Origin of the sequence: Natrinema sp. HArc-T2, from assembly GCF_041821085.1 — an archaeon.
GTDB lineage: Archaea > Halobacteriota > Halobacteria > Halobacteriales > Natrialbaceae > Natrinema.
Genome location: NZ_JBGUAZ010000003.1, coordinates 544,489 through 559,019 on the forward strand (window position 1 = coordinate 544,489; position 14,531 = coordinate 559,019).

General features: G+C 63.5%; 13 protein-coding genes. 5 read left to right on the forward strand and 8 right to left on the reverse strand.

The features are described 5' to 3' along the window. Positions 1-7: 7 nt before the first annotated feature. The 3 genes from ACERI1_RS10330 to ACERI1_RS10340 form a co-directional block, all read right to left on the reverse strand. Positions 8-769 carry a TrmB family transcriptional regulator gene (locus ACERI1_RS10330; protein WP_373618064.1) on the reverse strand — a complete coding sequence of 254 codons (762 nt, stop codon included), beginning with the start codon at positions 767-769 and terminating at the stop codon, positions 8-10. Next, complete coding sequence (locus tag ACERI1_RS10335; RefSeq protein ID WP_373618065.1) at positions 766-3,777, reverse strand: MMPL family transporter; 3,012 nt, start codon at positions 3,775-3,777, stop codon at positions 766-768. Before ACERI1_RS10335 ends, ACERI1_RS10330 begins: the two co-directional genes overlap by 4 nt. Before the next feature lie 212 nt (positions 3,778-3,989). After that, a complete protein-coding gene (locus ACERI1_RS10340; protein WP_373618066.1) occupies positions 3,990-4,724 on the reverse strand; it encodes an MBL fold metallo-hydrolase in 735 nt (244 codons plus the stop codon). A gap of 346 nt (positions 4,725-5,070) precedes the next feature. Here ACERI1_RS10340 and ACERI1_RS10345 point away from each other — a divergent pair, with 346 nt between their 5' ends. Together ACERI1_RS10345 and ACERI1_RS10350 are read left to right on the forward strand one after the other, a co-directional pair. Further along, complete coding sequence (locus tag ACERI1_RS10345) at positions 5,071-5,331, forward strand: hypothetical protein (RefSeq protein WP_373618067.1); 261 nt, start codon at positions 5,071-5,073, stop codon at positions 5,329-5,331. Positions 5,332-5,529: 198 nt separating this feature from the next. Next, on the forward strand, positions 5,530-6,324 hold the full coding sequence (locus tag ACERI1_RS10350) for a hypothetical protein (protein WP_373618068.1): 795 nt from the start codon (positions 5,530-5,532) through the stop codon (positions 6,322-6,324). A 7-nt stretch (positions 6,325-6,331) separates the two neighbouring features. On the opposite strand, the gene ACERI1_RS10355 is transcribed toward ACERI1_RS10350, so the two are convergent. After that, entirely contained in the window at positions 6,332-6,670 is a 339-nt protein-coding gene (locus ACERI1_RS10355) for a hypothetical protein (protein ID WP_373618069.1), read from the reverse strand. Between the two features lie 132 nt (positions 6,671-6,802). Between ACERI1_RS10355 and ACERI1_RS10360 the strand changes: the two genes are divergently transcribed. Next, positions 6,803-7,333, forward strand: a complete 531-nt coding sequence (locus ACERI1_RS10360; RefSeq protein WP_373618159.1) for a DapH/DapD/GlmU-related protein — start codon at positions 6,803-6,805, stop codon at positions 7,331-7,333. A gap of 103 nt (positions 7,334-7,436) precedes the next feature. Here the strand turns inward: ACERI1_RS10360 and ACERI1_RS10365 are convergent, their stop codons facing one another. The 3 genes from ACERI1_RS10365 to rocF all read right to left on the reverse strand — a co-directional run bounded on the left by ACERI1_RS10365 (position 7,437) and on the right by rocF (position 10,306). After that, the gene (locus tag ACERI1_RS10365) at positions 7,437-7,847 is read right to left on the reverse strand and encodes a carboxymuconolactone decarboxylase family protein (RefSeq protein ID WP_373618070.1); all 411 of its coding nucleotides are present in this window, start codon (positions 7,845-7,847) and stop codon (positions 7,437-7,439) included. A 239-nt stretch (positions 7,848-8,086) separates the two neighbouring features. Continuing rightward, positions 8,087-9,256 (reverse strand): NAD(P)/FAD-dependent oxidoreductase, encoded by a 1,170-nt coding sequence (locus tag ACERI1_RS10370; protein WP_373618071.1) that lies wholly within the window; start codon positions 9,254-9,256, stop codon positions 8,087-8,089. Between the two features lie 129 nt (positions 9,257-9,385). Beyond that, positions 9,386-10,306 carry an arginase gene (rocF, locus tag ACERI1_RS10375; RefSeq protein ID WP_373618072.1) on the reverse strand — a complete coding sequence of 307 codons (921 nt, stop codon included), beginning with the start codon at positions 10,304-10,306 and terminating at the stop codon, positions 9,386-9,388. Positions 10,307-10,447: 141 nt separating this feature from the next. Between rocF and ACERI1_RS10380 the strand changes: the two genes are divergently transcribed. Then, positions 10,448-11,134 carry a metal-dependent transcriptional regulator gene (locus ACERI1_RS10380; RefSeq protein ID WP_373618073.1) on the forward strand — a complete coding sequence of 229 codons (687 nt, stop codon included), beginning with the start codon at positions 10,448-10,450 and terminating at the stop codon, positions 11,132-11,134. A 177-nt stretch (positions 11,135-11,311) separates the two neighbouring features. Continuing rightward, a complete protein-coding gene (locus ACERI1_RS10385; protein WP_373618074.1) occupies positions 11,312-11,845 on the forward strand; it encodes an Rrf2 family transcriptional regulator in 534 nt (177 codons plus the stop codon). 191 nt (positions 11,846-12,036) lie between these two features. Here ACERI1_RS10385 and gyrA read toward each other — a convergent pair whose 3' ends face one another. Next, positions 12,037-14,523 (reverse strand): DNA gyrase subunit A, encoded by a 2,487-nt coding sequence (gyrA, locus tag ACERI1_RS10390; protein ID WP_373618075.1) that lies wholly within the window; start codon positions 14,521-14,523, stop codon positions 12,037-12,039. Positions 14,524-14,531: the final 8 nt, after the last annotated feature.

Genomic DNA, 14,531 nt, shown 5'->3' on the forward strand with positions numbered 1-14,531 from the left:
CCGTCGGTCAGCTGCTCTCGACTGCCAGCTCGTCGCTTGCCTCGATGAGTTGGATCAAGACGGAGGCAAACAGCGACCCCGAACTCCAGATCGCGGTTTCACTGCCTTCGTCGCCGACGACACTCAGGAGGATGCTATCGTCGTCAGCGATGGCGATCCGGCCCGATCGCTGGTCTTCCGTCCCGTGGGCTGGCGGGTTCTCGACGGTAATGACATCGTGATCGGCGAACCGGTCTCGGACTGCCGTCGTTCGACTGACGACGACGACCGTCACGCCGGCTTCGGCGCGCTCTACGAGAGTTCGTTCGATCGTGTCTGTGACGAGTTCCGGCAGCCGAGTCCCGAAGACGATCCGCTCGTCCGCCTGAGAGAGGATGTCGACGGTTCGATCGTCGACGCGGTCGCGGCCACGGACCGTCCAGATGTCTTCCTGGGTCTCCTCGCCCGCAGGTTCGCGTTTGACCGTTTCGACGTACTCGAACGCCCGGTCCTGTTCTCGTTCGAACCGTGCTCGGAGCGTCTCGCGCGCCTCGTCGACGCTGACCGGTCGGTACCGGATCGGGTTCGACTGCTGGACTTCGAGCAGACCCTGCGATTCCAAGCTCTCGGCGACGCTGTAGACCTGCGACCGCGGAACGTCGGTGATATCGGCGACGTCCCGTGCGGTCCCGGCACCGAGCCGGTGCAACGCGATGAACACCTTGGCCTCGTAGCTGGTCAGGCCGAGGTCCTCGAACGCGTCGACGGCTTCAGTTTCGCCGCCGCTCACTTGTCATCACCTCTCGCCGAGCGCGTGTCGTCTGTCGCGTTCGACGTGCCGCCGTCGCTTGCGGTCGGCGTGGGCTGGCCGGCACCAGACGGATCGAAGGAGACGTCGGGGCCGAAGTACCGCGTCCACAGCACCAGCAGCGCCGGCAGGACGATAACGCTCGCGAGGAACGCGTACGTGATCGTCAGCGCGGTGATGATACCGAACTGCTGGAGTGCCGGGAGGATCGCGACGGCGAGCGTCCCGAACCCGCCGACGGTCGTCGCCGCGCTGCCCAGCAACGCCCCGCCGGTACCTGTTACCGTGGTCCGGAGTGCCGTCCAGACGTTGCCCTGGCGCTCTAACTCGAGAGCGTAGCGGTCGCTGACGTGGATGCTGTAGGCGACACCGAGTCCGATCGTGAGGCTCGTGATCATCCCTGTGAGCACGTTAAACGGCATCTCGATGAGATACATCGTCCCCAAGATCCAGCTCACGGAGAACGCGACCGGGAGCAAGGTTACGACCCCAAGCGTCGCGCTGCTGCCTGTCAGCCGGTAGGCGACGGTCAGGAAGACGAAGACGGACACGAGCGTGATCAACAGACTCTCGAGGACGGTCTGGAGCAGGTCCTGTTCGACGATGTGGCTGACAATCGGATCGCCGGTTGCGACGGCGCTCCAGCGGTCGTCGCTGCCCTCCTCGATGGTGGTGGCGATATCACGCATTTCGTCGGTCGTCTCGGCACTCGAGGCATCACCCTCAACGGCGATAACCAGTCGTGCTGCCTGGTAGTCTCCGTCGTCAGTCTGGTGGAGAACCTGGTTTGCGGCCTCGTGGTCGATCTCGAAGAGTTGGTTGTACAGCCCCGAGACGTTCTCATCGGGGACGCCATCGTCGTCGGTGTCAGCTGCGGTGAACGACTTGTTGAACGATTCGTTCTGTGCAGCGACCGATCGCATCGTCGACAGTGGGTCCTGGACGTCCGCCTCGCCGGTCGCAAGCGTGTAGGCAACGTCACTGTTGGTGGCATCCGTTCGAGCGGTTTCGATTCGATCGAGGACGTCTGGATCGGTCACATTCCCTTCGACGAGGATCTGTGCCTGACTGTCCGCCCGCTGGAAGTGCTGGTTGACGTACTCGAGGTCGTTTTTGGCCTGATACTCGCCGGGCTGGAGCGGGCCGGGCAGGCTCTCGGTCCACTCGGGTGGGCTGTCCGCGATGAAGTCCTCCTGCTGGAAGCTGGTGTCGACCTGCGTCGCGCCGTAGGCACCCCCTGCACTTACCAGGAGGGCACCGATGAGGACGACCGCGGGCGCTTTGCGAGCGGCGACCGCGCCGACCGCGAGCGCGTCGCTGAATCGGCCCTGCCCGGTCCCGAACGCGCGCTTGCGCCGGTCGAGACCGACGGACTCGAGCAATTCGTCGAGTTCGATCTTGGCAGCCGGAATCAGCGCGCCGAAGACGATCAGGGCGGCGACGATACCGACGGAGCTGACGATCCCGAATTCCCGAATGGGTCCGATCGGGCTAACGAGATTCGAGAGGAAGCCGATGACGGTCGTGGCTGTCACCCAGACGAGGGCGACGCCGACGCCGCCGAGTGCGATCGACATCGAGCCGCGGACGCTGCCGGTGGTGCCGTCTTCTTCGCGCTGTTCGCGGTGGCGCATAAAGACGTGAATCGCGTAGTCGATCGAGAGTCCGATCAACAGGACGGGAACCGCGACGAACATCTGGTTGAACGCGATCCCGGCCCAGCCCATGAAGCCGAACGTCCAGACGAGGACGGCGACGATGCCGGCGACCCCGAGGACGATGTCGAGGATGTCGCGGTAGGCGACAATCAGTGCGACGACGACGAACAGCAAGGCGAGCGGGCCGACGATGGCGAGGCTATCGCCCATCGACCGCTCGATTTCGTCGGTCATGACGCCACCACCGAAGATGAGGTAGTCACCCGTCTGTTCGTTCGCGAGTTCTCGGATCTGCAGTTGACTCTCGACGATGCGGTCGCTGATGGAACCTTCCATCCCACCACTGCTGTCTGTGGCGGTCGCCTGCGTGATCGATGTCATCCGCGCGTCGGCCTGCGTACTGCCCGGTTCGTACGAGGTCGGCATCAGCGCGATCGCGAAGTTGTCGTCGGAGCTATCACTCGATAACGTCTGCTCGAGGACCCGCTCGTACTCGTCATTGTCGAGATCCTCGAGCGCCGCGATCTGTTCGTCGAGCGGCGGCAGTTCTTCGCGCTGGAGTGCAGCGTACTCGTCCTCGAGCACGCCGTAGGTTCCGGCCTGATAGACGCCCTGGAGCTGTTCGGACAGTTGCTGGTAGTCGGGATCAGCCTCGGGGTTCTCCGTCTCGGCGCGGATCGCAGCGCGCTGTGATTCGATCTCTCGAGCCTGCTGGACGACCGACACGTACTCGTCGGTCTGGCTTTCGTTCAGCTCGTCCGTTGCGTCGTCGATGACGTCGTCGAACTGCGTCTCGAGTTCGGCCGACCGTGCCTGATACGTGGATTCGTTGATCGCGCCACGCTCATAGGACGCGTTTAACTGCTCGTACTGGCGCTGGAGTCCGACGGTCTGATTGAGGCCGTCCTGAAGCTGCGATCGCGTGTCGTTCAGTTCGGCAGCCTGCTCGTTTCTGATCGCGCTCGTCGCAACGATGTTCTCGACGCCGGTGATCGACTGATTCTCGACGAGCGTCGAATTGATCGACTCGTTCGCTCGTAGTTCCTGCTGGAACTCGAGCGACGAGAGCAACGATTCTTTCGTGAGAACGTTGTCACCGCGTGCGATTACCTGTACCTGTGTCGTGTTCTCCCGTTGCTCGCTCGTGAAGTTGCCATCGATGCGCTCGAGGGCTTTTGCTTCCGGCGAGTCGCTCTCGAACTGCGAGAGCGACGAGTCGTCGTCGACTCGTGGCATTCCCGCGCCGATGAGCGCTGTCGAGAGCAAAAGGACCACGAGCACGATCCGTGTGTGCGTCGCGATGCCGTCCGCGAGCCGATCGGGGAGGCTCATTCGAACACCTCGCGAGTCGGCTGCGTGCAGTCGGTCGGGTACATCTGTTGTTATGATCCTACAAACTCGACGGTATATACCTGTTCGGTCTACGAGTGCAGCCCGTCGCCACTCAATAAACGGGCGTATTAACCGCTGTTGAGGCGAATTCACCAGGTAATGTCGAACGGCTGTAGAGAATCGATGTGGCGGCGTGAGCGTCGATCGTCCGACTACTCGACCGAAACCGTCTGGAGATCCTCGGCGAACCGGACGTCGCCGTCGTAATGAGCGGCGATCGACTCGAGCATCTCGTCGTGGTGGCCGTCGGTGTGTGGATAGAGGTGGGTCAGGTAAACGCGGCCGAGCTCCCGGCCGGCGAGTTCTCGACCGAGTGCGTCCGGTGTCGGATGGTTCGAGACGTCGACATCGTCGGGGAACGAACAGTCGTGGGCGAAGATCGCCGATCCTTCGGCGAAGTTCGCCAATCCGGCGAAGGCCTCGCTGTCGGCACTGAACGTGAAGAGATCGCCAAAGCGGTAGGCCAGACACGGCACCGAGTGGCGCGTCTCGTAGGCCGAGACGTCGAAGCCCGCGACGGTGAACTCGCCGGGGACGACCTCTCGTACCTGGACCTCGAGTTTGTCCTGCATGTACTCGTAGACAGAGAGCAAGTCGTCGACGAGCGCCTTGGTGCCCTGCGGGCCGACGATCTCGAGGTGGTCTTCGCCGGCGAGCCAGCGGGCTTTCATCAGCGGCAGCAGGTCGGCGACGTGGTCTAAGTGGTGGTGTGTCAAGAGGACCGTCGAGACGTTCTCGTAGCCGATGCCGGACTGCTGGAGCCGCTGGAGAACGCCGGCACCGCAGTCGATCAACAGCGTGCGACCGTCCTCCTGGACGAGAATTCCCGTCTGAAACCGTTCGCCTGTGGGCATGGCACTGCCCGTTCCGAGAAAGGTGATACGCATAGGCGGGTGTGGAACCCCTGGCCCGATAAGGGTACCTCTCGAGGACGTCTTCATACTACTGGACAGCAGTCAATACGAAGCCGGTCGCATACGTGCGGCCGTCACCTGTGGGGACGGCCGCGAATTCGCGACCGGCTTCACGTCGTTCTGTCCGGCAGTATCAGTCACGCCGAGAGGCCACGCGGCTGCGACGACCGGCACAAAGATTCAAGCGAGTCGGCAGCCCATCGTGTGGTATCGGTCCGATGGGTTCGTATTCGATTGGCAGCCACCATCAGCACTCGCGGAGTGACCGCCCGGTCGAGGCATGCAGTAGCCAGCGCCACGCCGGAGGGGAGATGCGGCGATGATCGGTCGACTCGAGACGGCGTTGCCGCCGCGGATCACGAAAACGACGCTGTACCGGGTCGCCGGCTTGCTCCTCCGGGTGTACGTCGTCAGTCTGGGACTCATCGGCATCTACAGTCTCCTGTGGGTGCTCGAGGTCGCCGGCATGCTTCCCGGTCGCGTGCTGTCGACGGTCTGGTTCGGCGTCGCCGCGGTCGGACTGCTCTTTCTCGTTCTTTTGATCCCGCTGTACTACCGGGCTCGAACGACCGAGTGCTAACACGATACTGCCGGACAAACGTCAGTAGACACTCGGGCGCGTGACAACGTCTGTCTCCGCTGGTGACAGCGTCTCGAGTGCGATCACTGTCTGAGCCGCGCTGTCCGGCAGTATACCAGATCGGCCTCGGGAGTAGCCTTGTCCGTACTTTCGGCGGATTTATCGCTGCGCCGTCCCGATTGGCGTGTACGTCCGAATATGACAGTCGTTCTCGCCGGCGTCGGTGCCGACAGCACGAACGTCGGCGCGCTGGCACCGCTGTACGATGACGACCGGTTCGAGTACGTCCCGATCCCAGAGAAAACCCGCGAGACGACGGAATCGGAGACGCTCGGGTCGTGGGAACTGCGAGCCGACGACGGCGTCGCCGCCGATCTCACGACCCGGATCACGCCCCAGCCGGTCGGCGACGGGGCCGAGACCGTTACCGGCGATGCCCTCGCGTCGTGGCCGCTTCATCGCGACCCTAACTTCGAGGCGCTGACCTACGGCGAACATCGGACCAGCGGCTACGTCTCACGGCTGCGCGCGCTCGAGCCCGGCGACGTCGTCGGCTTTTATGCCGGGCTGCGCCGACCGGACGGTGATCGCGCCCACCGTTACCTGATCGGCTATTTTACTGTCGACGACGTGGTCGTCGCCAGTCCCGACATGCCTCGAGCCGAGCGCGAAGCGATCCTCGCAGCACATCCTGACAATGCTCACGCAAAACGTGCACAGGACGGGGACCTCTTCCTCGAGAAACCGGTCGTCATCGTCGATGGACGCGAACCGGGCGGCCTCTTCGAGCGCGATCCGATCCGCATCAGCGACTACTACGTCGCCGAGGGCAACGAGCGACCACAGTACTACCTGCGCGAGGAGATCGAATCGGCGTGGAACGTGCAAGCTGGTGGGTCGAACATGATGTTCAAGCCGGCCTACCGCTGTGACCGCTCGGGGGCCGCGTTTCGGGAACTGGTCGGGATTCCGGGCGAGCGGCCAGTCGCGTAGTCGATGGTCACGTTCGTTGGTCGAACTGATCGAGAACCGACTCGAGGTCATCGAAATTCTCACCGGGTGTGATCACGCCATCCTGCTGCCGATAGTCGACGACATCGTGTGCGTCGAGCCGCGGGAGGTGGTTGTGGACTAACGCGATGGTAGTCGATCGTCGAGTCGTAGGGCCGGCATCGCCCGTCCCAGAGTTGTGCTCCGACGAGGTGAGCCGACGGCTCAGTTCGTCGGGTGTCGTTCGATCGACCGTGCGAAGGACCGTTATCACGGCCCTGACCGTTCCGCTCGAGAGGAGGGTATGAACCGTCTCGCTGTCGAGGGTGGTTGACTGTGATCGAGACACAGGTGGGTTACCGGTACGGGACGGGACATGGCTACTCCCATACTAGTTGGGTATCATCTGCCGACTCGTGTCGGCGTCATCCCGCCCGACGATCGATCGGTTTCATGTAGCGATCCATCAAAGCGTGTGGCAGTGACGGCTTCCGACGACACGACGCCACGACACGAGCGCGTCACACACCACGCGACGCCCGGGCCGCGCAACTCGCTGGCCCACTGGACCACTGCCCGCTCCCCGCTTCGGGTTGCGATCAACTACATCATCGTCTGGCTCGTCAGGATCTCGCCGAGTCTCCAGCTCAAACGCTGGCTGCTACGGCGTCTCGGTGCCACAGTTGGATCGGGCGTCTCGTGGGGTCTCGAGGCCACACCCGACGTCTTCTGGCCGGACCTGATCACACTCGAGGCGGACGCGATCGTCGGCTACGACGCGACGATCCTCTGTCACGAGTTCTTACAGGACGAGTACCGAACCGGCGAGGTCGTCGTCGGTGAGCGGGCGATGATCGGTGCGGGCGCGATCATCCTTCCCGGCGTCGAAATCGGGGCCGATGCTCGCATCGCGGCGAACTCACTGGTAACACGTGACGTGCCGCCGGGGACGACGGTCGCGGGTGTGCCGGCGGAGCCGATGGGCGAATCGAGTGCTGACGACCGAAACTGACCGGTTGCCGGCGCGTCGGTCGAAAAATGTGGCCTGTCAGTCGGTGCCGGTGGGCATGCGACCAACCCTGTGCTGGGCCGGGACCCAGTGACAGCAGTTCGTCTCAATCGTCGCTCGGTGCTGCGGCTTGCTGGTTTCTGACGTGCTCGACGATGGCAGCCGTCTCGTCGACGAACTCCTCGTGGTCGATTTCCGCCCCGTGGAGCGCCGTCGAGAGGTATCGGACCGCGCCAGCGACGGCGACTGCCTCAGCGAGTTCGGTGTCTGTCACTCCCTCGAGTTTCGCCTCCTCGCGATGGAAGTGGATACAGTACGGACACTGAATCGCCGCTGCTGCGCCGAGCGCGACGAGGGCTTTCTCTCGCTGCTCGAGGTCCGTCTCCGTCTCTTCGAACTGGAGGTCGCGGATGGTCTCCCAGGTGTGGTCTGCAGCCGGCTCCGGGAGGGCCGCGATCCAGGTCGGAACCTGTCCGAGAGCCGCTTCGATCTCCGCTTGTGTCTCTGTCGATACCATTGCGTTCTCGCCTCTGGATCTGGATTTCAGACCGAGTCGCTGCGCCGGATTCGACCGCGCTACGCACGGTAGAAATCCACCTCGTATTTCGACTCGCAACTGCATGATCCTCTCACACTAGTATCCGACAGCAACTGCTAGATGATTACGAGTGTCGTGTATCAACCGAGAACTGTTCGATCGGGTCGACGCAGCAAAGGAGAGTCGAGTGTCGTGTGAAACCGGTCTCGGAACGGCGTCTACAGCGACGACCAGGATTTGCGGGCTTCGTTCCAGGACGTGATGTCGGCGATCCAGCGGGCGGCGATCAGCTTCTTCAGGTTCTCTGCTGGGAGGCCGCCGAACGTGTCGACGGGCAAAGAAATCCCCTTCGCTGGCTTGACGTCGTGGGCGATGGCCTTGTCGCCGACGGAGATGACGGTCCCCTTGTCCTCGTGCTCCCAGGTCTTCAGCGGGCGGTTGGCGATCGCGCGAGCGATGTTCTCACCGGCGACCTCGGCAGCCTGCCAGGCGGCCTGTGCCGTCGGCGGTGCGGGCTGGTCGCCCTGGTCGATGATCGCCGAGTCGCCGACCGCGAACACGCGCCCGTCCGTGGTCTGGAAGTTTGCGCCGGTGGTCACGCGGTTGTGTTCGTTCTCGAGGTCGACGCCGTCCATCGCGTCCCGACCCGTGATCCCACCGGTCCAGATGAGGACATCGTGCTCGAGGGGTTCGCCCTCGTCGAACTCGATGTGGTCGTCGGTGGCCTGGGTGATCGGATCGTCCGTGTGAATGCGGACGCCGGCTTCTTCGAGCAGGTCGCGCAGGGCCTGCTGGCACTCCGGATCGTTACCGGGGAAGATCTCCTCGAGCGCTTCGACGAGGTGGATCTCGATTGGCGCGCGGTGTTGGTCGCGGAACTCGGCGATCTCGCCGGCGGTCTGGATGCCCGAGAGGCCAGCCCCGCCGATGACGACCTGTGCGGGATCGCTGCGGGTCGCGTCCTGACTGGCTTCGTTGACGGCCTCGTGGATCTCGAGGGCGTCGTCTAAGCTCTTGAGCGTCAGGGAGTGGTCCTCGAGGCCGGGGATGCCGTAGTAGGCGGTCTGGGTGCCCAGCGCGACGAGGACGTAGTCGTAGTCGACGTCCTCGCTGTCCGCGAGTTCGACGACCTGTTCGTCGACGTCCAGGCCCGTGACTTCGTCCTGGATGAATCGGGTCGCCGGGTCAGCGATCTGGTCGACCGGGAAGGTAATGTCCGAGCGGACGCTGGGGTCGCGGATCACGCGGTGTGATTCGTGCAACACGAGGTGATAATCGACATCGGCGATCCAGGTCAGCCGTACGTTACCGCCAAGCTCCGATTGGAGCTTTTTGATTGCGCCGGCGCCGGCATAGCCAGCCCCGAGCACGACAACGTTCTCAGTCATACAGCACAATGGGAAGCACTATGATACAAAGCTGTTGAAAGAGGAGTCGGTATGGTCACGCTTCACACGACGCCATACTGGCGATCGGGGACGATGCTCGAGTCGGGTCGTCGGCCGCCCGTGACCGACTTAGAGGATCCGCTCCCCGAACGTACTCGCGGTCAGTTCGGCTGCCAGCGTCGCCGTCTCGTTTGCCTCGTCCAGAATCGGATTCACTTCGACGACGTCCATCGATCGGAGGACGCCCTCGGCCTCGTCGCGCCGAGAGAGTGTCTCGAGTGCCGCGTGAGCCTCTCGGTAGGTGACGCCGCCGCGGACGGGGGTGCCGACACCGGGGGCAGTCTTCGGATCGAGCCAGTCTAAATCGAGACTGACGTGGACGCCGTCGGTGCCGTCGGTCGCGACCGCGAGTGCGTCTTCGACGACGGCGGAGACGCCACGTTGGTCGATGTCGGTCATCGTGTAGGCCGTCAGCTCGCTTTCTTCGAGCAGGTCGCGCTCGCGCTCGTCGATGCTCCGCAGGCCGACGTAGGCGATCGACGATTCCTGAAGCCCGGGTACGGGTGCCCACTCCGTCTGGCCGAACGCGCCGTATCCGAGGACGGCGGCCAGCGGCATGCCGTGGACGTTGCCGCTCGGCGAGGTTTCAGGCGTGTTCAGGTCGGCGTGGGCGTCGAACCAGATCGCGCCGAGGTCGGTCTCGCGCGCCGAGCCAGCAAGCGAACCGATCGCGACCGAGTGGTCCCCGCCCAGCACGAGTGGAAACTCGCCGTCGGCACGCGTCGCCGCGACGCGGTCGCTCAGCCGCCGACAGACGTCTTCGATCTCGCGGAGGAATTTCGCGTTTCCGCCGTGGGGCTGGTCGGCGTCCGGATCTCGCTCTTCGGCTCGAGGCATCGACAGGTCGCCGTCGTCGATCGGGTCGACGCCAGCCCGCTCGAGGCCGTCGGCTAGCCCCGCATACCGGATCGCCGACGGGCCCATGTCGACGCCGCGGCGGTTCGCCCCGTAGTCCATCGGCGCGCCGATGATCCTGACGGTCCGGTCCATAGACTCGCTACACCGCCGATCGGTTTGACCGTGGTGGTCAGTCACAGTCGCTGCGCGGACATTCGACAGCCTAGTCGATCACACACGGACGGTCTCGGTGGCGATAGCTTTAGGGTTAGACCTGTCTAAACTCGGGACAGCATGATGCTGAGCGACGTGATGGAGGACTACCTCAAAGCGATCTATCAGCTCCAGCGCGAGACCGACGAGCGGATCAAGACCTCCGAGATCGCCGCGGAGCTGGACGTCACGTCGCCGACCGTTACTAGCATGCTCGACAAACTCGAGGAGCGAGACCTCGTCGACCGCGAGAAGTATCGCGGCGTGACCTTGACCGACGAAGGCGAAACCGTCGCCCTCGAGATCGTCCGCCATCATCGGCTGCTCGAGGCCTACCTCACTGAACACTTAGATTACGACTGGTCGGAGGTCCACGCGGAAGCCGACCGCCTCGAACACCACATCAGCGAGAACTTCGAGGCCCGCGTCGCCGACGCGCTCGGCGAGCCGACGGTCGACCCACACGGCTCGCCGATCCCGAGTGCCGACCTCGAGCCGCCGGAACGCCCCGACGGCGAGGCCATCACCGAATTCGAGGAAGGGGCCGTCGTGACCGTCGCCGAGGTCGCCGACCACGACCCGGAGGTACTCTCGTATCTCGCCGACCACGGCGTCGAACCCGGTGTCGACCTCGAAATAGTCGAGATCGCCCCGTTCGGAATGGTGACGGCGTGCTCGAGCGAGGCCGACGAGCCGGTCTCACTGCCCGAATCAGTCGCCAGACACGTCCGCGTTGCACCACCCGCCGAACCCCAGCCGTCGTCGTAGCTGTCGCAGACGACGCACCGATCGCGATAGCACTGGAGCATGGGAACCACGGATGCACGCATCATCGTGGGCAGACGATACGAAACACCCCGGGATTCCCGATGCAAACGTCATAACGTTGGCGAAACCGTCGGCACACCCGCCGGGTTTAAGGAAACCAAATACGAATAAAACACTATGTCATCCATCGAACTCACCCCCAGTCAGAAGAAAATACTCCGCGCCCTGACGAACCTCCACAAAGAGTCCGAAGACGCCATCAAAGGCGAAGATATCGCCGAGCAGGTCGACCGCAATCCCGGGACGATCCGTAACCAGATGCAGAGTCTCAAAGCCCTCCAACTAGTAGAGGGTGTACCGGGACCGAAAGGCGGCTACAAACCAACCGCCGCCGCCTACGAAGCACTCGAGATCCAGCAGATGGACGAGCCCGCATCGGTTCCGCTGCAACACGAGGGCGAACCCGTCAGCGACACCATCATCGAGGAGATCGATCTCTCGAGCGTGCACCATCCGGAACTCTGCCGCGCAGAGATCCACGTGCAGGGACGACTCAGCGACATTCACGAGGGCGATTCCGTCACCGTCGGTCCGACGCCGCTCTCGAAACTCGTCATCGACGGCACCGTCGACGGCAAAGACGACACGAACAACATCCTCATTCTCCGGATCGACGACATGGTCGCACCCGCCGAAGAGCCGGCCCACTGAGCGGCAGTCGTCGGCTCTCATCTCGCTTCTCCTGCTATAGTCGCCACTGAACGTCTGCACACCTGATCACACGAGGTTGTGCGATCGGTGTGCCACTCGTTTCAGTTGTGACGATAGCGTCTGCGCTCTCGGTCGTCGAACGATCGGCAAAAACTGGTTCGAGTCGAGACGATGGGAGAACTGCAGCGTGATTACTCGAGCGCGTCTGCGTCTGCGTCCCCATCGGCGGTCGCCGCCGGAATTACGTCGACGCTCGCGACCGCGTCGCCGTCGTCGACGTCCATGACGATCACGCCCATCGTGTTGCGTCCGACAGTCGAGATTTCGTCGACACGCGTGCGGACGATCTGGCCGCGCTCGCTCATCAGCACGAGCCCGTCGTCCGCGTCGACTGCCTTGACTGCCGTCACGGGACCGTTGCGCTCGCCGGTCTTGATGTCGATCAGTCCCTTCCCGTATCGCGACTGGGTGCGATACTCCGAGAGGGGTGTCCGCTTGCCGTAGCCGTGTTCCGTGACCGTCAACAGCGACTGTCCGTCGTCTTCGTCGGCTGCGACCAGTCCCGCCACGGCGTCGTCGTCTTGCAGTTTGATGCCATTGACACCGCGGGCGTTGCGGCCCATCGCACGGACTTCGTCCTCGTCGAACCGGATCGTCATGCCACCCTCGGTCGCGATGACGAGGTCTTGCGAGCCGTCGGTGACTTCGACGTCGACGAGTTCGTCACCCTGCTCGAGATCGGCGGCGATGATCCCCGTCGAGAGGATGTTGTCGAACTCCGCGCCGGCGGTGCGTTTGACGTAGCCGTTGCGGGTGGCCATCGTCACGAACTCGTCGTCGTCGAAGGCGTCTGTGTCGACGATGGCCGTGATGTCCTCACCGGGGTCGAGATCGAGGATATTGACCGCGGATTTGCCGCGGGCAGTCCGGCCCATCTCGGGGATTTCGTACGTCTTGAGCCGGTAGACTTCGCCCTGATTCGTAAAGCACAGCAGGTAGTCGTGGGTGTTGGCCCGGAAGACCGTCGCGACGCGGTCGTCTTCCTTGACGTCCGCGCCGATGATGCCTTTCCCGCCCCGACCCTGGGGGTCGAACTGGTCGATCGGCATCCGCTTGACGTAGTCGTCTTCGGTCATGACCACGAACACCTCCTCTTCGGGAATGAGGTCCTCGTGGGTGACTGTGCCCTGATCCTCGATAATCGAGGTCCGTCGCTCGTCGCCGTACTCAGCTTTGATCTCGCGGAGTTCGTCTTTGATGACACCGAGGAGTTCCGACTCGCTCTCTAAGATCGTCGTCAGGCGCTCGATTTCGGCCTGGACCTCCTCGTACTCGGATTCGATCTCGGCGGCCTCCATCGAGGTGAGACTGCCGAGTTGCATCCGGACGATGTGATCAGCTTGGTCCGCAGAGAAGTCGTAGGCGTCCTGAAGTGCCGCTTTCGCAGCCGAGCGGTCCTCGCTGTCGCGGATCAGCTCGACGACGTCCTCGGCGTTCTCGACGGCCGTCAGCCGGCCCTCGAGGATGTGTGCACGATCTTCAGCCTCTTCGAGGTCGTACTCGCTGCGTCGGCGGACGACCTCGCGGCGGTGGGCGATGTACTCCTCTAAGGTCTCTTTGAGCGAGAGGACCTGCGGCTGGCCGTCGACCAGCGCGAGGTTGATGACGCCGAACGTTCGCTCGAGGTGATTCTCGAGCAGTTTGTTCTTGACGACCTCGACGTTTGCGCTGCGGTTGAGTTCGATGACGATACGGACGCCGTCACGGTCGGACTCGTCGCGCAGATCGGTGATACCCTCGATTTCGCCCTCGTTGACGTCGTCAGCGATGCGCTCGACGAGGCGGGCCTTGTTGGCCTGATAGGGGAGTTCGGTGACGACGATGCGCTCGCGACCGTTTTTCCACTCTTCGACCTCGAACTCGGCGCGGACGCGGATGCGGCCGCGACCGGTCTTGTACGCCGAATAGATGGCGTCTCGACCGACGATGTTCGCGCCCGTCGGGAAGTCCGGTCCCTTGACGTGGTCCATCAGGTCCTCGACGGTCGCATCGGGGTCGTCGATCAGTTCGATGGTCGCGTCGATGACTTCGCTTAGGTTATGCGGCGGGATGTTCGTCGACATCCCGACGGCGATCCCCGACGAGCCGTTGACCAGCAGGTTCGGGAACGCTGCCGGGAGCACGTCGGGTTCCTGCAAGCGGTCGTCGTAGTTCGAGGAGAAATCGACCGTGTCCTTATCGATGTCCTCGAGTAGCTCCTCGGCGACGGAGGCCATCCGAGCCTCGGTGTATCGGGGCGCGGCAGCCGGGTCGCCGTCCATCGAGCCGAAGTTCCCCTGGCCGTCGACCAGCGGATAGCGCATCGAGAAGTCCTGGGCCATCCGGACCAGGGTGTCGTAGATCGCGCTGTCGCCGTGAGGGTGGTAATCACCCATCGTCTCCCCGACGATCGAGGAGGACTTGCGGTGGCTCGAGCCACTCGAGACGCCCATCTCGTGCATCGCATACAGGATGCGCCGGTGGACGGGTTTGAGCCCGTCGCGGACGTCGGGGAGGGCCCGGCCTGCGATGACACTCATCGCGTAGTCGATGTAACTCTGCTCCATCTCGTCTTCGATACGGACGTTTTCGACCGCTCTGGCCTCTACGTCCGTCGGATCGGGTACGTCTGAACTCATGTAGTCAC